The organism is Bradyrhizobium sp. Arg816, from assembly GCF_029989365.1.
Classification (GTDB): Bacteria; Pseudomonadota; Alphaproteobacteria; order Rhizobiales; family Xanthobacteraceae; genus Bradyrhizobium.
Genome location: NZ_JAPRAQ010000005.1, coordinates 399,551 through 418,955, shown reverse-complemented (window position 1 = coordinate 418,955; position 19,405 = coordinate 399,551). Strand labels below are relative to the sequence as shown.

The window sequence follows — 19,405 nt, the reverse complement described above, 5'->3', positions numbered from 1 at the left end:
GATGCCCGAAGCCACCTTGACGTCAGCGACGCCCGCCAAAGCGTCGACCGTTACCCCTCGCCTGTTCGTCCTCGAATTGAACGCCGGTTGCATCCATTCGATGAATGTCGACGGGTCGGGCAAGAAGACCATCGTGACCGGCTGCCGGCACCCCGACGGGATCGTCGTCGATGCCGAAGCTGGCCATATCTACTGGACCAACATGGGAGTTCCGAACCTGAACGACGGCTCGATCGAGCGCGCCGGTCTCGATGGGGGGAATCGAGAGACCATCGTCGCGGAGGGCAAGACCTTCACACCCAAGCAGATCATCCTCGATAAGAAGGCCGGCAAGCTCTATTGGTGCGACCGTGAAGGCATGCGTGTGATGCGCGCCAATCTCGACGGCTCGCTGCTGGAAACGCTGATCGAATCCGGCCACGGTGACACGGACCGCCGCGACCAGACCAGATGGTGCGTCGGCCTCACGATCGATCCCAAACACAACAAAATCTATTGGACGCAGAAGGGACCTGACAACGCCGGCCTCGGCCGCATCTTCCGCGCCAATCTCGAAATTCCAAAGGGCGAGACTTCGGCCAATCGCTCCGACATCGAGGTGTTCTTCGACAAACTTCCGGAGCCGATCGACCTCGAGCTCGATCTCAAAAACCGCGTTCTCTACTGGACCGATCGCGGCGATGCACCACGCGGCAACACCGTCAGCCGGGCCTCGATCGACAACAAGCCGGCGGATCCGGAGATCGTGCTTAACCATTTGATGGAAGCAATCGGCATCGCACTCGACGTCGCCGGCGACCGAATGTTCGTGACCGATTTCGCAGGATCGATCTACTCCGCACGGCTCGACGGCTCAGCCGAGCGGAACTTCCTCTACGCCCAGGGCAACCTCACCGGCATCGCCTATGCCGAAATCGCGAAGGAGAATTGATATGTCGCAGCCGAAACCCATTCGTCGGGTCGCCATCATCGGAACGGGCGTCATCGGCGCAAGCTGGGCCGCCCTCTTCCTGGCGAAAGGTCTCGAGGTTGTGGCGACCGACGTTGCGCCGGACGCGGAAGCGGCCCTCAGGCGCTTTGTTGCAGCAGCGTGGCCCGCGCTGCAACGACTAGGCCTCGCGCCCGGTGCAACACAGAGCAAGTTGACCTTCACTGCGGCTCTCGTTGATGCGGTGAAGGGTGCAGATCTGGTCCAGGAGAACGGACCTGAGAAGATCGATTTCAAGCGGACTCTGTATCGGCAACTCGACGACCTCCTGCCGCCCGACGTGATCGTCGCATCCAGTTCGTCCGGCCTGACCATGAGCGAAATCCAGGGAGCCTGCGAACGGCACCCGGAACGCTGCGTCATCGGGCATCCCTTCAACCCTCCGCATCTGGTCCCGCTCGTCGAGATCGTCGGCGGCGCCAAGACCTCGGAGGACACGATCCGGCGCGCCGCAGAGTTCTATACCGCCATGGGCAAGCGGACGATCCGCCTCAACAAGGAAGTTCCCGGCCACGTCGCAAACCGGTTGCAGGCGGCGTTGGCGCGCGAGGTCTATCACCTCGTCGCAGAGGGCGTCGTGAGCGTCGCCGACGTCGACACCGCGCTGAGCTGGGGACCTGGCCTGCGCTGGGGCATTATGGGCCAGGTCATGCTCAATCACCTGGGCGGCGGCCAGGGCGGCATCGAGCACTTTTTCAAGCAGTTCACCGGACCGATGACAGCTTGGTGGAAGGTCTTGGGCTCGCCACAGCTCACACCGGAACTCCAGCAAAAGCTGATCGACGGCGCTCACGCCGAGGCCGGCACGCGTTCGATCGAGGAGTTGGCCGCCGAGCGCGACGAGATCCTGATTGGGTTGATCGAAATGCGCAACAAGGTCGGCAAAACCGGCCAGGCCAAAGTCGCCTGAGCGTCATCCATCGACCACCACCGACGCACGCCTCCGGGGGGCATACCCCCGGAGGCGAATTCATGTGGAGCGTAACCCCGCGATCAGCGGTGTTGGCTGCCGCCTACATCAAGGCAAAAACGTCCCTGGAACGGCAAGCAGCTTCAAGAATGCGGATCGCCCTCACGGCAAGTTCGGCCTCGAGACCAACAACGCCTGCAACGCGTCGCTCACCCCTTTAGCTTCCAACGATCCAAGGAGACCCGATATGGCCACAGCCACTGCAGCCCGCAAGCCGGACGCCAAGGCACTGCCGGTGCCGAACGGTGACTTCTACCAGCTTGTCGAGCTCTTGAGTCCCGACGAATTGGCGCTCGTGAAAAAGGTGCGGGGCTATATGGATGCGAAGGTCAAGCCCATCATCAACAAGTACTGGTCGGATGACGCCTTCCCCTTCGAACTACTGCCCTCATTCAAGGAGCTCGGCATCGGTGGCCTCGGCTACGAGGGCTATGGATGCGCCGGCGGCAGCCAGAAGCAGTTCGGTTACGTCGCAATGGAACTCGCACGCGTCGATCCGTCGATCTGCACATTCTTTGGTGTCCACTGCGGTCTTGCGATGGGATCGATCTACCTCGATGGCTCGGAGGAGCAAAAGCAGAAATGGCTGCCGCAAATGGCGCGATTCGAGAAGATCGGCTGCTTCGGCTTGACGGAGCCGCTGATCGGCTCCGGCGCGAGCGGCGGGCTGACCACGACCGCCAAACGCGACGGCGATTCCTGGATCCTGAATGGCCAGAAGCGCTGGATCGGCAACGCGCCCTGGTGCGACCTCTCCATCATCTGGGCGCGCGACCTCGCCGACAACCAGGTCAAGGGCTTCATCGTCGAGAACAAGACGACGCCCGGCTTCAGCGTTGAGAAGATCGAGCACAAGGTTGCGCTGAAGGTCGTGCAGAACGGCCAGATCACGCTGAAGGACGTGCGCGTGTCCGAAGCCAACCGCCTCCAGGCCGGCAATTCATTCCGTGACACGGCGCGTGTCCTGCGGATGACGCGCTACATGGTTGGCTGGGCCTCGACCGGCGCGCAGATGGGCGCGTTCGAGAACACGCTTGCCTATACCCAGACCCGCATGCAGTTCGGCAAGCCGATCGCCTCGTTCCAGCTCGTGCAGGATCTGCTCGCCAAGATGCTTGGCAACCTCACGGCCTGCCAGTGCATGATGCTGCGGCTGGCGCAGCTCGACGATGAAGGCAAGCTCGGCGATCACCATGCAGCACTGGCCAAGGCGTTCTGCACGGCGAAGGCGCGCGAAACCGTCGCCTGGGGCCGCGAACTGCTCGGCGGCAACGGCATCGTCGCCGACTACGACGTCGCCCGCTTCTTCTGTGACGTCGAGGCGCTCTATTCCTATGAGGGCACCTACCAGATGCAGAACCTGATCGTCGGCAAGGCGATCACCGGCATCGGCGCCTTCGTGTAACCAGCCCCCGAGGACTGGCGGAAACGGACTTCCGCCACCTCGCTTCCGAGCTAGGAGACTGCAATGGCTGATCAGCTGACGCTGGATAACGTCCGTTACGAGAAGAAGGACGGCATAGCCTACGTGACCCTCAATCGACCAAAGGTCTTGAACGCGCTCAACACGCCGACCTGGATCGACCTGCAAAAGGCGTTTGAGGATGCCAAGGCCGATGCGTCTGTGCGCGGCGTGATCCTCACTGGAGCCGGCGACAAAGCCTTCATCGCCGGTGCCGACATCAGCGAGCTCGCCCATGTGGACGCCTACGAGGCCGAGGAGTCCAGCCGCTTCGGGCAGGACGTGCTCAACCTGATCGAAAATCTCGGCAAGCCGGTGATTGCAGCGATCAACGGTTTTGCCCTCGGTGGCGGCTGCGAAACCGCGATGGCTTGCACGATCCGGATCGCCGCCGAGCACGCCAAATTCGGTCAGCCCGAGGTCAAGCTGGGCCTGCTGCCAGGCGGCGGAGGCACGCAACGTCTGCCGCGCCTGGTCGGCAAGGGGCGCGCGCTTCAGCTCATCCTCACCGGCGAAACGATCTCCGCCCAGGAGGCTCATCGTATCGGCCTCGTCAATGAGATTGTTCCCGCTGTCGATCTGATCGCGCGTGCGGAGGCGATCCTGAAACAGATTTCCGCCAATGCTCCGATCGCCGTGAAATTCTCGCTGGAGGCGGCCAACAAGGGCCTCGACACCAGCCAGAGCGAAGGATTTGCGCTCGAAGCCTCCTATTTCGGGATCTGCGCCGCGACCGAGGACAAGAAAGAAGGCACGTCCGCCTTCCTCGAGAAACGCGCGCCGCAGTTTCACGGGCGGTGATGCGCGAGCGAATGGGAGAGCGCCGATGGCAGCCGAGACCAACTCCACGATTCCCAGTGCCCAATTCCGGATCACGAGCGATGACGGCCTGTGCGTCGCCTGCGCGCGCTGGGACAGCCGCGGACCGACCCGCGGCGTGATCCAGATTGCGCATGGCATGGGCGAGCACCTGAGGCGCTATGTTGATACCATCAATGTCCTGACATCGATGGGACTAACGGTCTATGGCAACGACCATCGCGGCCATGGCATCACCGCCCGCTCGGCCGCGCAGTTCGGAGATTTCGGTGCAGGCGGCTTTGACCTCCTCGTATCAGACATGGTGCGCCTCACCGGGGTCGCCCGGGACGACTTCCCGGATGTGCCTCTGTTTCTGCTCGGCCACAGCATGGGTTCGTTCGCGGCCCAGTCCTTTGTGATAGATCACAGCCATGAGATCGACGGCCTGATCCTGTCCGGCTCCGGATCTCTCGACGGGTTAGCGCGCCTGGCGAACGCGGCGCCGGCTGGGACGAATCTTCTCAATGCGGCCTTCGAGCCCGCGCGCACGCCGTTCGACTGGCTGAGCCGTAACGAGCAAGTGGTCGATGCATTCATCAACGACCCACTGTGCTTCGCGACCCTTCAGCCGCAATCGCTTGCGTCTTTTCTCGGCGCGGCCCGGAGCCTCAAGGATCCGATCGCGCTCGCCAGGATCCGCAGCGATCTGCCTGTGTATCTGTTTTCCGGCAGCGAAGACCCTGTCGGTCAGCATCTGGCCGGCGTCCGGCTTTTGAAGGAGCGCTATCGCGCCGCCGGGCTGCGCGACATTGCGTTCGATTTCTATCCCGGCGGGCGGCACGAAATGCTCAACGAAACCAACCGCCGCGACGTGCAGACCCGCCTGCTCGGATGGATAACCGGCGTGCTGGACCGCCTGGATGTCAATAAGAGCCAGCCTTCCCTTGCACACGAACTGCAACGCTGAGGAGACAGCAAATGTCCGACGAGAATATCTTTTCAGGCCTGAAGGTCGTCGATCTCGCGAGCTTCATCGCCGGTCCCGGAGCCGCGGTCATCCTCTCCGACTTCGGTGCCGACGTTATCAAGGTCGAACCGCCGAGCGGCGACACCTGGCGGATCGGCTACAAGATTCCGCCGCAGCCGCGCGCCAAGGACAATTATCCCTGGCACCTGAACAACCGCAACAAGCGCAGCCTGACGCTCGACCTGAAGTCGCCGCATGCGCCCGAGATCCTCGAGCGGCTGGTCAAATGGGCCGACGTGCTGATCGTCAACACCCCTCACCCCGCTCGCAAACGGCTCAAGCTCAACTATGAGGATGTCGCTGTCTGGAACCCCCGCCTGATCTACGCCGACGTTACCGGCTATGGCGACAAGGGACCCGACGCCGATCTTCCCGGTTTCGATATCACGTCCTATTGGGCGCGGAGCGGCCTGCTCTCCCTCACCCGGGACGCTGGCGCACCGCCGACGCTGCCGGTCTCCGGCAGCGGCGATCATGCCACGGCGGTTAGCCTCTACTCGGCCATCGTGACCGCGCTGTATCGGCGCGAGCGGACGGGACAAGGCTCCTACGTGACGACCTCGCTGCTCGCCTCGGGTGTCTGGGCGTGCGGCGTCTCGGTGCAGGCTGCGCTCTGCGACGCGCAATTCTATCCGTTGCATGATCGAAAGAGCCCCCCGAACGCCATCTTCAACGTCTACCAGGCCGCCGACGAAACCTGGTTCCTCATTGTGCTGACGCCGGATCACTGGCCCGCCTTCGCGACCGGCATCGGTCGACCGGACCTGCTGTCCGATGCCCGTTTCTCGGATGCAGCAAAGCTGGTGGCGAACGCCCCACAGCTCACGGCGATCCTCGACCACGTCTTCCGCGCACAGCCAATGTCGCATTGGCACGATGTTTTCGACCATAGCCACGTCACCTTCGGTGTGGTCCGGGCGCCCTACGAGGTCGTCAAGGACCCGCAGTTGCACGAGAACGACATCGTGGTCCCGCTCGAAGGCGCCGGCGGCAACCTGACGTTCACGATCAGCAGTCCGCTCCAGGTCCATGGCGTGACCAAGGTCGCCGCCAAACGCGCGCCGGAACTCGGCGAGCACAACACGGAGATCCTGAAGCAGCTGGGCTTTGACGACGGCCGGATCGAGGGATTGCTCGTCAGCGGCGCCGTGCCGCGCGCCAAGGAGCATAAGTCCTCCGCGGCTTGACCGCCGTCCAGGCTGTTGTTCAGAAATCTCCCGCGCCGGCCAATGACGGCCGGCGCAGCGCATCATGCGGAGATCCTTCATGATCTATGATGATTTCTTCAGCGACGCCCTCAGGCGCCTGCACGATGAGCAACGCTATCGCATCTTCATCGAGATCGAGCGGATCGCGGGCCAATGTCCGTTCGCAGTCTGGAAAACACCCTCCGGACCACGCAGGATCGTGATGTGGTGCTCGAACGACTATCTCGGCATGAGCCAGCATCCGAGGGTGGTCCAGGCGCTGACCGAGACTGCAACGAGGACCGGTATCGGCGCCGGCGGCACCCGCAATATCGCGGGCACCAACTCTCCCCTGGTCGAGCTCGAGCACGAGCTCGCCGATCTGCACGGCAAGCAGGCGGCATTGCTGTTCACCTCTGGCTATGTTTCGAACCAGACCGGTATTTCCACGATCGCGAAACTCGTTCCCGACTGCCTGATCCTGTCGGACGAGCTCAACCACAACTCCATGATCGAGGGGATCAGGCAGTCCGGTGTCGAGCGGAAGATCTGGCGCCACAATGACATGGCTGTACTCGAGCGGCTGCTGGCGGCCGAGCCGTCACGTCCAAAGCTCATTCTGTTCGAGAGCCTTTACTCCATGGATGGCGACACCGCGCCAGTCAACCGGATCTGCGACCTCGCCCAGCGCTACGGAGCCATGACCTATTGCGACGAGGTCCATGCGGTCGGCATGTACGGGCCAAGGGGCGCAGGCATCGCGGCGCGGGACGGTGCGATGCACCGCGTCGACGTGATCGAAGGCACGCTCGCCAAGGCGTTCGGATGCCTCGGCGGGTATATTGCCGGCAGCCACAATCTAGTTGATGCAGTGCGCTCCCACGCCGCAGGCTTCATCTTCACCACCGCCCTGCCCCCTCCCCTCTGCGCGGCGGCGACTGCCGCCATTCGTCATCTCAAGAGCTCGGACAGTGAACGTCAGCGGCAGCAGAGCAATGCCGCGCGAGTGAAGCAGGTCCTGGCCGAGGCCGGCCTTCCGATCATGCCGACCAGCACGCATATCGTGCCGCTGATGGTCGGCGACGCCCGCCTGTGCAAGGAGGCGAGCGACCTGCTGCTCAACGAGCATGGGATCTACCTCCAGCCCATCAACTATCCCACTGTCGCCAGGGGATCCGAGCGGCTCCGCATCACGCCGACGCCGTACCACGATGGAATGCTGATTGACCGGCTCAGGGATGCATTGGTCGACGTCTGGGGGAAGCTGCGTCTGCCCTTCGTTCCGGCAGCGGCCGCCGCCGAATGAACCGTTTCGCGGACAGGCTAGGTTTCAGAGTCGCCCGTGGTCCAGTTGCTCGAACTCGATCCGGCAGGCCAGGCTGAACTCGCGCAGCAGGTCGATCGTACCGTTGTTCGCCATATCGCGAAGCTCGACGAATGTCTTGTCGGGCTCGAGGTAGACGTCAAGGATTTTCCTTGTGATGTGGTCGGCGCTATCGATGACGGGCTGACTCGACAGCACCCGCATCCGGTTGAGCTTGGCGTAGACCCCAACGAGATCGGGGATATCGGCCTCGTCATGCTGGAGGGCGTCGATATAGCACTTCGAGGCCTGCTCTATGAACTCGCGATACAGGTTCTGCCGGCGGTTCTTCTCGTGTGACAACCATTGGGCGCGGGTCTGGAGCCGGTGGCTGAGCCAGTTCGCAAGCACGCTGGTCAATCCGCCAACAGCGGTTCCTGTGAGAGCGGCCAAGGCCGAAATGATCGAGGCATCCATTGCGGTGATCCCTAAGCGAGTGCGGTATCCGGCGCGCGGTGCCTTTTGCTGAACTCGATCATCACGGCAATGGCGGCATAGCCGGCCGCGAGTAGCCAGAGGCCAAGAAACTCGCTGCGGACATCGGACAGGCTGGCGCCGAGCTGGGCGACATCGACCAGGCCGTCGATCGCGAGCGTGCTCGGCAACAGGTGCGCCAGCCACCTCACAGCGATGGGCATTGCCTCGGCGGGCCAGGCGAAACCCGCGAGAAAGAAGAACGGCAAACCGATCGCCGCAAACACGAGCTGAACGGCTAGCGGCTTGCGGAAGATGGCAGCGACGACGAGCCCAAGAGCACCTACAGCCAGTGAAAACGGCACGGCAATGGCCAAAACGGTCGCGACCGAGCCGAGCCGCGGAAGGCCGTAGAGATATGGCAGACCAATCAAATAAACCGAGACGATCACGACATGGACAACGAGGTAAGCAAGCAGCTTGCCGGCGACCGTTCCAATCGAGTCGAAGATCCGATCGCTCAACCGCAGGCGCGCGCCTCCAGCCATCGCCACCATGCCGCCCGGCATCGTGCCGAGCAGTCCCACTCCGATCAACAGGGTCTGCTGGAGGATAAGGACGAAGGCGGCCGGAAGGATATAGGTCGCGTAGCCGCCCTGCGGGTTGAACAAGGGCACCGGAACGAACGGCATCGGATCGGTCGCCGCGGCCGCCACGGGCGGGTCGACGCCAAGATTGACCAGGCGCGCGATCTCGAAATTCGTCCCGAGCGTGCGGGAGACGGCTGTCACCGCGCCATTCATGCGCTGATACATGAGAAAGTAGCTGGCATCCGCATAGAGCGCGATCGGAGAAGCGCGGCCGTGCAGCAGATCCCGCTCGAAATGCTGCGGGATCAGCAGGATCCCGAAGATCCTGCGCGTGTAGACCTCGCGCTGCGCGGTCGGCATGTCCGGCAGCACCTCGGCGACAGAGACATCCGGCGTCGCATCGATCAGCCGGGCCAACAGGCGGCTGGTCTGGGTGCGGTCCTGGTCGACGATCGCAATCGGAACCTTGCGCAGCGCTTCGTTGAGATACGGTTGTGGGTAGAACACCGCATAGACGCCGGCGGCAACCACGATCACCGATAACACCGGACGCAGAGAGAACAGCCGGCTGATTTCGTTGCGGAAGACAGCCAGCAACATCTTCATGGCCCATCTCCCTGGATGTGGCGGCGCATCGCCAGAACCCGCAGCGCCGTCAGGATGACAAGCACGATGACGAATCCGGTCAGCACGAGCACCGGCTTCCAGGACAAATCTATCGGTGTTCCCCGGATGGTCTGGTCGATCCGGGCCATCAGGTACCAGGTGCCCGGCAATAGCTCGCCATAGCCGTAGGCGAAATGGTTCATGCCGAGCCTGGGAAAGCCGATGCCCATGAAGCCGAACGCTGGCGCCGTAAGCAGCGTCGCAATGCTCACCGCCGCGGCGACCGGCCGGAGCAACAGTGCCAGCAGCGCGCCGATGAATTGGCACGCTAGGACGAACATGAAGCCGGCAAGCACGAGCACGACCGGTTCGCCCCGCAACGGCAGCTCAAGGACCTTGAACAGCACGGCATCGGCGACACCGAGCATCGACAGGAACAGGATGGTATAGGGAAGCATCTTTCCGAACATCGCGGGCAACAGACCTCCGCCGAGGCGCCGCAACACCGCGAAGCGATGACGGGTCTCGACATCGAGGCCGACGGCATAGGCCATCGTCGTCACCACGACGGTCTGCAGCACCGCCGGGAGCAGGGCAGCCAGCAGGAAGTGCACATAATTGAGCGTCGAATTGAACAGCGCATGCGTCTGCAACGGGATCGGAGTGATCGCAGCCTGCGCCTCTTCCACCGGCTGCCCTTCGGCGGTCCGTAGCGATATCCGGATTCCGGCAGCGACCGTTGGTATGGCCGCGTTGGCCCCGCGCAGCACCAGATTGCCGACGGTGAAAGTCTGCGTGTTGTAGAAGAAGACGACTTCCGGGCGCCGGCCGGCAAAGACATCGCGCTCGAGATTGCGTGGCAGCAGCAACAAACCGCGGATTTTTCGCGCCACGATCAGATGCCGCCCTTCGGACAGTTCGGCGACGTGCAGCACCGCGGCAGTATCCGGGGTAGCGTCGACCGCGCGGATGACGGAGCGGGACAACTCGGAACCGTCGAGATCAAGGACAGCAATCGGTAGCCGGGTGGCAAGGCCCGCGCTCAAAATCGCTGTCAGGAGCAGCATTAGGACCAGCGGCAGTGCGACGGTCAGCATCAGCAGCAATGGACGCCGCCGCAACCAGGCGAGCTCGCGCCAGAACACTAGCGAAAAGCCCGGGCGCTCGCGGTCACGGCGTTGCATGTCAGCGCACCCGCGCCGACCAGGCGGCGATGGCACTCATGCCAGGCCGCAGCCCGTCGACCGGCTGCAGCGGCTTTGCGCGCACCTCGAACGTCCGCAGGTCGAAGTCGCCGGTCGCACGCGTCGCACGCCAGGTCGCGTACTGCCCCTGAACATTGATCATGGTGACGCGGACAGGAACGGTCTTCGACTTGAGTGCCGGGACCATCACGTCGAACTGATCGTCGATCTTCAAGCCGGCGAGCAGATCCTCCCGCAGGTTGAAGGTAAACCAGAGATCGTCCATGTCGATCAGCGAGAACAGGGGCGCGCCTGCGCTGAAGTTCTCACCGAGTTCGGCGACGCGGCTGGTGATCTGGCCGGAGATGGGTGCCAGTACGGTCAGTTCTGAAACGTCGACTTCGCGCTGATTCAGACTCGCTTCAGCCTGTTTCACCTGCGCCCCTGCAAGCGCCTTCTCCTCATCGCTGGCTCCCTTTACCGCCAGGTCCAGGGCAGCTTGGGCCGCATCGCGTTTGCGGGTCGCCATCTCCAGATTCCGGGTTGCCTCGTCGACCTTCTGCTGCGGCGTAAAACCCGTAGTGATAAGATGTGCCTGCCGGTCGTAGGTCTCCTTGTTAAGAACCACGTCGGCTTCGGCCGCCGCCAAGTCGGCCTTTCGTGACGCGATCACTTCCGGCCGCGTGCTGTGAACGCGGTCATAGTCCGCCTTCGCGACGGCGAGGGCCGCACGCGTCGCCAGCAGCGAAGCTGAAAGCTGCGGACTTTGCAGCTCTGCGAGCTGTGCGCCACGCGTGACGGTATCGCCGACATTGGCGCCGAGCTTAGCCACCCGTCCGTTGACGCGCGGGCTGATATCCACGCGGTTCGCCGATATCTCCCCCTGTATCGTCAAAGGAGGCGGTCGAGTTGCAAACCAAAGGAATGTGCCGAGGCCAAGCAATGCTCCGGCAAGAGCGATCCAGCGGACGGTTTTCAAGGCTGCGGATGATGCGGTCATGGTGCAGGTTTCTGTTTGCCGGGGTCGATGGGACGAGGCGCTTCCGCAATCAACCGCGAGCTGCGCTGGCCGGTCAGATAGGACCAGAACCATTGCGTCTGCACCCGGTACCGGTTCTGGAGCTGGGGCAGCGCCAGCACGTGGAGGACAGCCCAGACGATCCAGGTCACGAAGCCGCAGGTGCGCAGGCGGCCGGCCTCCAGAATCGCGAAATTCTTCCCGACCACCGCCATGTTGCCTTTGCTGCGGTAGCGGAACGGACGACCATCGCTGCGCCCGTTGATACGCTTGGCGACCAGCCGCCCGACGTACCTCCCCTGCTGGACTGCAGCCTGGGCCACGCCAGGAACGGGATGTCCATCCTGGCTGAACGATGTGGCGTCGCCGGCCACGAACACATTGGGCGCTTCGGCGATATCCATGAAGGGGCCAACCAGCGCGCGACCCGCGCGGTCCATCTGGGTGCCGAGCATTTTTACGACCGGCGACGCTGTAACGCCCGCCGTCCACAGCACCGTCGCGCTGTCAATGCGCTCACCGCTCGCGACAACTCCTTGCTCGTCGACCTTTTCGACCTTCAAGCCGGTCTTGACCTCGACCCCGAGCCGTTCCAGCCGCCGCGCAGCCTTCTTGGACAGGGACTCGGCGAAACTCGGCAGAATGCGGCTTCCACCGTCGACGAGGACAATCCGGCTCCTGGCTGGGTCGATGCTGCGAAAGTTCTTGCGCAATGTGATCGACACCATCTGCGCGATCGAGGCCGCCAGCTCGACGCCGGTCGGACCGGCGCCTACCAGCACAAAAGTCATCTGGCGGGCACGCTCGGCCTCGTCCTCAGTGGACTCGGCCAACTCGAAGGCACCCAGGATCTTGGTTCGAATGGTCTCTGCATCATTAAGGCTCTTGAGGCCAGGGGCATGCACGGCGAACTCGTCATGGCCGAAATAGCTCGGCCGCATCCCGGTGGCGACGATGAGGTAGTCGAATTCGAGCTTACGGACGCCAAGTCCGGGATAAATCGCCTCGACCAAGCGCAAGCGCAGATTGATGCCGGTGACCTCGGCGAGCACCACGCTGAGATTCTTCTGCTTCGCCTCGAGTTGGCGGATCGGCGTTGCGATCTCCGCAGGCGCGAGGACCGCGGTCGCCACCTGATAGAGGAGTGGCTGAAAGATGTGGTGGTTGCGTCGGTCCATCAGAACGACCTCGACGTCGGACTTCTTCAGTGCCTGCGCTGCTGCGATACCGGCGAATCCTCCGCCGATGATCAAGACACGCTGCCGCCTCTGTTGAGAGGATGTGGTCGGCGCCCCCGCCCCTTGCGGAAGATTTTCGGAAAAAACGGTGCTCATCGACCTACCTGACGATTTCTTGCTGAAGCCGCCTGCCCATTGCGGGACGAGACCTACTTCGACCCCCCAAATCGTTCTTGAACGCGGTTGCCAGGCCTAGAACGTCCTTGCGGTGTTCGCTGCCCGCCCCTTGCCCTTGAGCAGTTTGTGCGATCCGCGCGGAGCACTGCGGCGACCGGCGGCATCGGAGCGGAATGCGGCAAGATCGTCCTGCGACCGTCAAACCCATGCCAGCCTCGACCGGGCAGTTCGACATATCAGCATGCAACGGTCGAAAGCCGCTCGGAGAGGGCAGCTTCACCCCACGTTCACCCGACCATGTGAGGTCCGCGATGTCGTTCGATCCTGTGCTGTTGTCGCGAATACAGTTTGCTTGGGTCATCGGCTGGCACATCCTGTTGCCAGCATTTACGGTCGGGGCGGCGTCGTTTATCGCGGTCGTCGAAGGCCTGAGCCTCAAGACCGGGCGTGAGGTCTACGCCCGCGTCTCCACTTTCTGGACAAAGATCTTTGCCATCGCATTCGGCATGGGCGTCGTCACCGGCATCATCATGCCGTTCCAGTTCGGCACCAATTGGAGCCGCTTCACGTCCGCCGGCGCAAACGTGCTCTCTCCCTTGTTCGCCTATGAAGGATTGACGGCCTTCTTCCTGGAAGCGGCTTTTCTCGGCGTCTTGTTATTCGGCCGCAAGTTGGTGCCGCCCTGGGCCCACTTCGTTGCGGCACTCATGGTGGCATTGGGGACGCTGTTCTCGTCCTTCTGGATTCTCTCGGCCAACAGCTGGATGCAGACGCCGGCGGGATATGAGATCGTCAACGGACAGTTCTTCCCGGCAAACTGGATCGAAGTGATCTTCAATCCGTCCTTCCCATACCGGCTGGCACATACGGTCATCGCCTTCTTCACCACCACCGGCTTCGTCGTCCTCGGCGTCGGAGCCTATCTCATCCGCCGCGACCGTGCGCCGGCGGAATCGCGCACCATGTTGTCGATGGCACTCTGGATGTTGACCGTGCTGGTACCGGTGCAGATTGTTGTGGGTGATCTTCACGGCCTCAATACGCGCGAACATCAGCCGGCGAAACTGGCGGCAATCGAGGCGCGCTGGGAGACGGCGAGCCGCGTGCCGCTGACGCTCTTCGCCATTCCGGATGACAAGGCCGAACAGAACAGATATGCGATCGAAATCCCCTATCTGGGCAGCCTGATCCTGACGCACGACCTCGACGGTCAGGTGAAGGGGTTGAAGGACTTCCCCGCCGACCGGCGACCACCCGTTGCGATTCCGTTCTTCGCATTCCGCGTCATGGTCGGCTGCGCCGGGCTGATGTTGATGCTGGTTGCAGTCGGCGGGTGGTTGCGCTGGCGCGAACGCCTTTACGACACGCCGCTTTTCCTGCGGCTCTGCCAATACGGCCTTCCACTGGGGTTCATCGCCGTTATCGCCGGCTGGTTCGTCACCGAAGTCGGCCGCCAGCCTTGGACGATCTACGGGCTCTTGCGCACTACCGCCTCGGTGTCCCCCTCATTGACGACCTCCGACGTGACGTTGTCGTTGCTGGGCTACATGGCCGTGTATCTGCTGATCTACCCCTGGGGCCTCGTCCTGATGCTCCGGCTGGTGCGAAAGGGACCCATGGAGGTAGCGGACTCCGACGCCGCGATCGCAGCGGGCCGGCCGGCTGCACCGGTTCTTGCACCCGCGATTGCAACCGTGAAGGGAGACGCGCGATGACCCCGGTTCTCGACCTCGTACCGATCTGGACGCTCATTCTGGGGCTCGCGGTGTTCTTCTATGTGCTGCTCGACGGCTTCGACCTCGGCGTCGGCATGCTCTATGGCCTCGCGCCTGAAGCGCACGCGCGAAACACCATCATGAATTCGATCGCCCCGATCTGGGACGGCAACGAAACGTGGCTTCTGCTCGGCGGCATTGGCCTCATGGCTGCGTTTCCTGTCGCCTTCGCCGTCATCATTCCCGCGGTCTATTTTCCGATCTTGGTGATGCTGCTCGCCCTCGTATTCCGCGGCCTGGCGTTTGAATTCCGCTTTCGAGATGCAGAAAACCGGACGTTCTGGGATCACGCGTTCTGCTACGGATCCGGCATTGCGACCTTCGCGCAAGGCACCGTGCTCGGCGCCTTCATCCAGGGCTTTCCGGTCGTTGATGGTCAGTTCGGCGGTACGTCGTTCGCGTTTCTCACCCCCTTTTCCGTCCTGACCGGCATCGCCCTGATGTTCGGCTACGGCCTTCTTGGCGCCGGCTGGCTGATTCTGAAGACTGAGGGCGAGGTGCAGGCCGCGGCCCGCCGACACGGACGAGTCTGCCTCGTCGGCGTCGGCGTCGCGATCGGCATCGTCTCCATCTGGACGCCAATGATAAGCCCGAGCGTCGCCGCGCGCTGGTTCACCTGGCCCAACATGTTGTTCTTCGCCCCGGTGCCGGCACTCACGGCGCTGGTTGCGCATGCCGCCTGGCGCGCGCTCGGCAGCAGAGCCGAAGCGACGCCCTTCCTTGCCGCCATCGGCCTGTTCCTGCTTTCCTATCTCGGCATTGCGATCAGCCTCTATCCGATGATCGTGCCGTACCAGCTGACGCTTTGGGACGCAGCCTCGTCGCCGCGCACGCAGGCTTTCCTGCTGGTCGGCACGCTATTCCTGCTTCCGGTGATCCTTACCTATTCAGGTTGGTCCTATTGGGTATTTCGCGGAAAGGTGCGCTCCGATGCCGGGTACAACTAGATCGTTGGACGGCTCACAGCCAAAGAATTCCGCAAATACGCCATATGGAAGGTCGAGCCAACCGCTGGAGCTCCTCTTCGCGGTCAGGCCGGAGGCCGGCCGGCCGCGCGAGATCAACTCACTCGACGCCGCCTTGAAGGAAATTTTTCCGGCCAGTGACGTCGTCGCGATGACCCGGGGAGAAGATTGATCGACGCGCCCCTGGAGCTGAACGCCGTGCATCGAATAACCTACTCCCATGGAACGACGATCGAGGCGGCCGATGGCCAGACCTTGCTTGAGGCGTCCATCCAGAACCGGCTTCCGCACCACCACCAATGTGGCGGCCACGCACGTTGCACGACCTGTCGCGTCCAGATCCTCGACGGCCTCTCGCATGTCTCTCCCCGGACGCCGCTCGAAGAGAACGTCGCATCGGAGCGCGGGTGGGACGATTTCACCCGCCTCGCCTGCCAGACTAGGGTCCACGGGAATGTCGTGGCCCGCCGGCTGCTGCAAAGTCCACAGGACGTTGTCGTTCTCGATCTTGACGAGCTAGGCGCACCCTCCGCCGTCGAAGAACGAGAACTCGACGTCGCCGTCCTCTTCTGTGACATCCGCAACTTCACGGGTCAGACCGAGAAGAGCCTGCCCTACGACGTCGTCTACTTCCTGAACGGCCACTTCGCGGCTGCGGCCGAAGTCGTGCTGAACAACAACGGGTTCGTCGACAAATATATCGGCGATGGCCTCCTGGCGGTCTTTGGTATCAGAGGCGAGTCTCCGGCCGTTGCATGCCGAAATGCGGTACGTGCGGCGCTCGGGATGCAGGACGCTGCACAACGGCTCTCGCCGATCTTCGAGCGCGATCTCAACATTTCGCTTCGACTTGCCATCGGCGTCCATTGCGGCCCCGTGATCCTGGGTCGCATCGGTCACCCCGGGAAACGGCAGGTGACGGTCATCGGCAATACGGTGAACGTCGCCAGCCGCATCGAGCGCATGACAAGACAACTCGACGCCCCAATCCTGCTCAGCGAGAGCGTTTTGGCTCATCTGCCTGGCGACCTTCGTACCGGCCCCTGCAACAAGCTCCAACTCAAGGGCATGTCGGAAACTGCCGGCCTCTACCGCTGCGACGGATTCAACAAGCCGGATTCGATTCTTTTGGTCCAATCATCCTTCCATCGGATCGCGCCACGCCTGATCGCGTTCGGCGAACGTTTCTACGCTATCCTCTTCGAATCCAATCCGGAGCTTCGGCCGCTGTTCAAGAACGATCTGGCGGTCCAGTACAACATGCTGGTGTCCATGCTGAGCTCACTGGTCAAGGGACTGAACCGGATCATGGACCTCAGGGGCGGTGTGCAGGCGCTGGGACAGCGTCATTGCCGGTATGGGGCACTTACCAACCACTACGACAAGGTCGCCGCCGCCCTGGTGCTCACCCTCGCCGAATTCCTCGGCGACGAATTCACCCCGGAGATCCGCGCGGCCTGGATTTCCGTATTTGACACGATCTCGAACCTCATGATCGAGGGCGCGCAGGCTAGCGAAGCCGTTCCTGCTGTTTGATCAAGATGCGCGCGCCGACTATTCAAGGTGTCCAAAGCAACGCCTCGCCCCACAAGCGGAGCGAGGCTGATCAAGCTCAAGTGCCTTCGAACTTGAAGGAGACGTTCAGCTTGGCGCGATAGGACTCGACCTTGCCCTTGGCGTCCAGTTGCATGTCGAGTTTGATGACTTCGGCAACGCGGAGATCCCGGAGAGTTTTTGCGGCCTGCTCGACCGCATTGGCCGCAGCCTTCTCCCAGGAGTCGCTGCTGGTCCCGACCAGTTCGATGATCTTGTAGACGCTCTCAGACATGTCGTCCTCCCGTTCGGTATGAAACGAGGAGCAGGTACTCCCCGCCGGCATCGAGCCTAGCACCACGATATCGGCGCTGAAAGGACGCGGTGTGGTCCGGCTAAGAACGCCGCAAGGACGTCCTCGAATTGGCAAGCGCCTTCGCGAAAGCCGCCTACTCACGGGCCACACTGACGCGGTCATATTTCGAACTGCGCAGAGGCAGCCAAAATGATCGCCCAACTTACAGTTATCGAGAGGCAGCGCGCGATTCTGATCAGCGTGGCTGTCGCCATTTGTGGCGGGCTCATCGTCATCGTCGGCCGCGGCGATCCGATGGGCATTCATGGCGCGCTGATCTTCCTCGTCGCCTTCCTGATGATCTTCCGGATCGGCGCAAACTACTATACGCCGGCGCCGTCCGAAGACCGTCTTGCCTCCTACTACGACGATCCCAGCAAGGTCGGCATCGTCCTCTCCATGGCGTGGGCCGTGATCGGTCTTGCCGTCGGCGACTGGGTTGCCTGGCAGCTCGCCTATCCGGACCTGACCTTCGGCCAGGCCTGGTCGAGCTTCGGCCGGTTGCGGCCGGTGCACACCACGTCGGTGATCTTCGGCTTTGGCGGCAACGCGCTGATCGCCACCTCGTTCTACGTGATGCAGCGGACATCCCGCGCCCGCCTGCCCGACCAGGTGACCCCGTGGTTCGTGGTGTTCGGCTACAACTTGTTCTGCCTGCTTGCGGTCACCGGCTACCTGATGGGCGTGACCCAGTCCAAGGAGTACGCCGAGCCGGAATGGTACACCGATCTGTGGCTGGTCGTGGTGTGGGTGACCTATTTCGTCCTCTACCTGCGCACCCTGGCGCGGCGCAAGGAGCCGCACATCTACGTCTCGAACTGGTACTACATGGCGTTCATCCTGGTCGTGGCGATCCTTCACATCGTCAACAACCTCGCCGTCCCGGTGTCGCTCGGCCATGCCAAGAGTTATTCGGCCTTCTCGGGCGTGCAGGACGCGATGACGCAGTGGTGGTACGGGCACAACGCCGTCGCGTTCTTCCTCACCGCCGGCTTCCTCGGCATGATGTACTACTTCCTGCCGATGCGCGCGGGACGGCCGATCTACTCCTACCGGATGTCCATCATCAGCTTCTGGGGCATCACCTTTTTCTACATGTGGGCCGGCTCGCATCACCTACACTTTACGGCGCTGCCGCAATGGGTGCAGACGCTCGGCATGACCTTCTCGCTAATGCTGCTGATCCCGTCATGGGCGTCCGCCGGCAATGTGCTGCTGACGCTGAATGGCGCCTGGGACAAGGTGCGCGACGACGCCACGCTACGCTTCATGATGGTCGCGGGCGTGTTCTACGGTTTGACCACCTTCGAAGGATCGTTCATGGCGATCCGTTCGGTGAATTCGCTCTCGCACTATACTGACTGGACGATCGGCCATGTCCATGCCGGCGCGCTCGGCTGGGTCGCGATGATCACGTTCGGGTCGATCTATGCCTGTGTGCCGTGGCTGTGGAAGCGCGAGCGCATGTACTCGCCAAGGCTTGTCGAGGCGCATTTCTGGCTCGCCCTGTCCGGCAGCGTCATCTACGTCTTCGCGATGTGGAATTCCGGCATCGTCCAGGGGCTGATGTGGCGGACCTACAATGAGAGCGGCACCCTCGCGTATTCCTTTGTCGACACGCTGATCGCGATGCATCCCTATTACATCGCGCGTGCCGTCGGTGGACTGCTGTTCCTGATCGGCGGGTGTCTCGGTGCCTACAACATCTGGATGACGATCAGAGTGCCGGGAGCATCGGCAAGCCGGACGAGCGATGTCCCCGAGCCAGCTGTGGTCGGTGCCGGCGCGCTCCAGGCAGCGGAGTAATGTGCC

The 19,405-nt window shown here is 62.6% G+C and carries 17 protein-coding genes; 11 read left to right on the top strand and 6 right to left on the bottom strand.

The window, feature by feature from the left end:
* Position 1 precedes the first annotated feature (1 nt).
* The 7 genes from OWC48_RS15925 to hemA all read left to right on the top strand — a co-directional run bounded on the left by OWC48_RS15925 (position 2) and on the right by hemA (position 7,741).
* Complete coding sequence (locus OWC48_RS15925; RefSeq protein WP_282520840.1) at positions 2–931, top strand: 3-hydroxyacyl-CoA dehydrogenase; 930 nt, start codon at positions 2–4, stop codon at positions 929–931.
* 1 nt (position 932) lies between these two features.
* Complete coding sequence (locus tag OWC48_RS15920; protein WP_282520839.1) at positions 933–1,898, top strand: 3-hydroxyacyl-CoA dehydrogenase NAD-binding domain-containing protein; 966 nt, start codon at positions 933–935, stop codon at positions 1,896–1,898.
* Positions 1,899–2,145: 247 nt separating this feature from the next.
* Entirely contained in the window at positions 2,146–3,363 is a 1,218-nt protein-coding gene (locus tag OWC48_RS15915; protein ID WP_282520838.1) for an acyl-CoA dehydrogenase family protein, read from the top strand.
* A 63-nt stretch (positions 3,364–3,426) separates the two neighbouring features.
* Positions 3,427–4,221, top strand: coding sequence for an enoyl-CoA hydratase-related protein (locus OWC48_RS15910; RefSeq protein ID WP_282520837.1), 795 nt, complete (start codon positions 3,427–3,429; stop codon positions 4,219–4,221).
* A gap of 25 nt (positions 4,222–4,246) precedes the next feature.
* The gene (locus OWC48_RS15905; protein WP_282520836.1) at positions 4,247–5,188 is read left to right on the top strand and encodes an alpha/beta fold hydrolase; all 942 of its coding nucleotides are present in this window, start codon (positions 4,247–4,249) and stop codon (positions 5,186–5,188) included.
* Positions 5,189–5,199: 11 nt separating this feature from the next.
* Entirely contained in the window at positions 5,200–6,435 is a 1,236-nt protein-coding gene (locus OWC48_RS15900; protein WP_282520835.1) for a CaiB/BaiF CoA-transferase family protein, read from the top strand.
* Positions 6,436–6,514: 79 nt separating this feature from the next.
* Positions 6,515–7,741 carry a 5-aminolevulinate synthase gene (gene hemA, locus OWC48_RS15895; RefSeq protein ID WP_282520834.1) on the top strand — a complete coding sequence of 409 codons (1,227 nt, stop codon included), beginning with the start codon at positions 6,515–6,517 and terminating at the stop codon, positions 7,739–7,741.
* Between the two features lie 24 nt (positions 7,742–7,765).
* On the opposite strand, the gene OWC48_RS15890 is transcribed toward hemA, so the two are convergent.
* The 5 genes from OWC48_RS15890 to OWC48_RS15870 are packed head-to-tail and all read right to left on the bottom strand — an operon-like array spanning position 7,766 to position 12,863.
* Positions 7,766–8,215 carry a hypothetical protein gene (locus OWC48_RS15890; RefSeq protein ID WP_282520833.1) on the bottom strand — a complete coding sequence of 150 codons (450 nt, stop codon included), beginning with the start codon at positions 8,213–8,215 and terminating at the stop codon, positions 7,766–7,768.
* Positions 8,216–8,226: 11 nt separating this feature from the next.
* Complete coding sequence (locus OWC48_RS15885; protein ID WP_282520832.1) at positions 8,227–9,408, bottom strand: ABC transporter permease; 1,182 nt, start codon at positions 9,406–9,408, stop codon at positions 8,227–8,229.
* Positions 9,405–10,592: an ABC transporter permease gene (locus OWC48_RS15880; RefSeq protein ID WP_282520831.1), complete on the bottom strand. Its 1,188-nt coding sequence runs from the start codon at positions 10,590–10,592 to the stop codon at positions 9,405–9,407. The genes OWC48_RS15885 and OWC48_RS15880 overlap by 4 nt, the downstream gene beginning before the upstream one ends.
* Position 10,593: 1 nt before the next feature.
* Positions 10,594–11,592 carry an HlyD family secretion protein gene (locus OWC48_RS15875; RefSeq protein ID WP_282520830.1) on the bottom strand — a complete coding sequence of 333 codons (999 nt, stop codon included), beginning with the start codon at positions 11,590–11,592 and terminating at the stop codon, positions 10,594–10,596.
* Entirely contained in the window at positions 11,589–12,863 is a 1,275-nt protein-coding gene (locus OWC48_RS15870; protein ID WP_282520829.1) for an NAD(P)/FAD-dependent oxidoreductase, read from the bottom strand. The genes OWC48_RS15875 and OWC48_RS15870 overlap by 4 nt, the downstream gene beginning before the upstream one ends.
* Before the next feature lie 413 nt (positions 12,864–13,276).
* On the opposite strand from OWC48_RS15870, the gene OWC48_RS15865 reads away from it, so the two are divergent.
* From OWC48_RS15865 to OWC48_RS15855, 3 genes are all read left to right on the top strand, one after another.
* Positions 13,277–14,680: a cytochrome ubiquinol oxidase subunit I gene (locus OWC48_RS15865; RefSeq protein WP_282520828.1), complete on the top strand. Its 1,404-nt coding sequence runs from the start codon at positions 13,277–13,279 to the stop codon at positions 14,678–14,680.
* Positions 14,677–15,687, top strand: a complete 1,011-nt coding sequence (gene cydB / locus OWC48_RS15860) for a cytochrome d ubiquinol oxidase subunit II (RefSeq protein ID WP_282520827.1) — start codon at positions 14,677–14,679, stop codon at positions 15,685–15,687. The genes OWC48_RS15865 and cydB overlap by 4 nt, the downstream gene beginning before the upstream one ends.
* A 186-nt stretch (positions 15,688–15,873) precedes the next feature.
* A complete protein-coding gene (locus OWC48_RS15855) occupies positions 15,874–17,241 on the top strand; it encodes an adenylate/guanylate cyclase domain-containing protein (RefSeq protein ID WP_282520826.1) in 1,368 nt (455 codons plus the stop codon).
* 76 nt (positions 17,242–17,317) lie between these two features.
* On the opposite strand, the gene OWC48_RS15850 is transcribed toward OWC48_RS15855, so the two are convergent.
* Positions 17,318–17,533, bottom strand: a complete 216-nt coding sequence (locus OWC48_RS15850) for a dodecin family protein (RefSeq protein WP_282520825.1) — start codon at positions 17,531–17,533, stop codon at positions 17,318–17,320.
* Positions 17,534–17,743: 210 nt separating this feature from the next.
* Between OWC48_RS15850 and ccoN the strand changes: the two genes are divergently transcribed.
* Positions 17,744–19,399, top strand: coding sequence for a cytochrome-c oxidase, cbb3-type subunit I (gene ccoN / locus OWC48_RS15845; protein ID WP_282520824.1), 1,656 nt, complete (start codon positions 17,744–17,746; stop codon positions 19,397–19,399).
* Positions 19,400–19,405 lie beyond the last annotated feature (6 nt).

Excerpts from the sequence above, each read along its gene's own strand:
- OWC48_RS15925 (WP_282520840.1), top strand. The coding sequence starts at position 2 with ATGCCCGAAGCCACCTTGACGTCAGCGACGCCCGCCAAAGCGTCGACC.
- OWC48_RS15920 (WP_282520839.1), top strand. The coding sequence starts at position 933 with ATGTCGCAGCCGAAACCCATTCGTCGGGTCGCCATCATCGGAACGGGC.
- OWC48_RS15915 (WP_282520838.1), top strand. The coding sequence starts at position 2,146 with ATGGCCACAGCCACTGCAGCCCGCAAGCCGGACGCCAAGGCACTGCCG.
- OWC48_RS15910 (WP_282520837.1), top strand. The coding sequence starts at position 3,427 with ATGGCTGATCAGCTGACGCTGGATAACGTCCGTTACGAGAAGAAGGAC.
- OWC48_RS15905 (WP_282520836.1), top strand. The coding sequence starts at position 4,247 with ATGGCAGCCGAGACCAACTCCACGATTCCCAGTGCCCAATTCCGGATC.
- OWC48_RS15900 (WP_282520835.1), top strand. The coding sequence starts at position 5,200 with ATGTCCGACGAGAATATCTTTTCAGGCCTGAAGGTCGTCGATCTCGCG.
- hemA (WP_282520834.1), top strand. The coding sequence starts at position 6,515 with ATGATCTATGATGATTTCTTCAGCGACGCCCTCAGGCGCCTGCACGAT.
- OWC48_RS15890 (WP_282520833.1), bottom strand. The coding sequence starts at position 8,215 with ATGGATGCCTCGATCATTTCGGCCTTGGCCGCTCTCACAGGAACCGCT.
- OWC48_RS15885 (WP_282520832.1), bottom strand. The coding sequence starts at position 9,408 with ATGAAGATGTTGCTGGCTGTCTTCCGCAACGAAATCAGCCGGCTGTTC.
- OWC48_RS15880 (WP_282520831.1), bottom strand. The coding sequence starts at position 10,592 with ATGCAACGCCGTGACCGCGAGCGCCCGGGCTTTTCGCTAGTGTTCTGG.
- OWC48_RS15875 (WP_282520830.1), bottom strand. The coding sequence starts at position 11,592 with ATGACCGCATCATCCGCAGCCTTGAAAACCGTCCGCTGGATCGCTCTT.
- OWC48_RS15865 (WP_282520828.1), top strand. The coding sequence starts at position 13,277 with ATGTCGTTCGATCCTGTGCTGTTGTCGCGAATACAGTTTGCTTGGGTC.
- cydB (WP_282520827.1), top strand. The coding sequence starts at position 14,677 with ATGACCCCGGTTCTCGACCTCGTACCGATCTGGACGCTCATTCTGGGG.
- OWC48_RS15850 (WP_282520825.1), bottom strand. The coding sequence starts at position 17,533 with ATGTCTGAGAGCGTCTACAAGATCATCGAACTGGTCGGGACCAGCAGC.
- ccoN (WP_282520824.1), top strand. The coding sequence starts at position 17,744 with ATGATCGCCCAACTTACAGTTATCGAGAGGCAGCGCGCGATTCTGATC.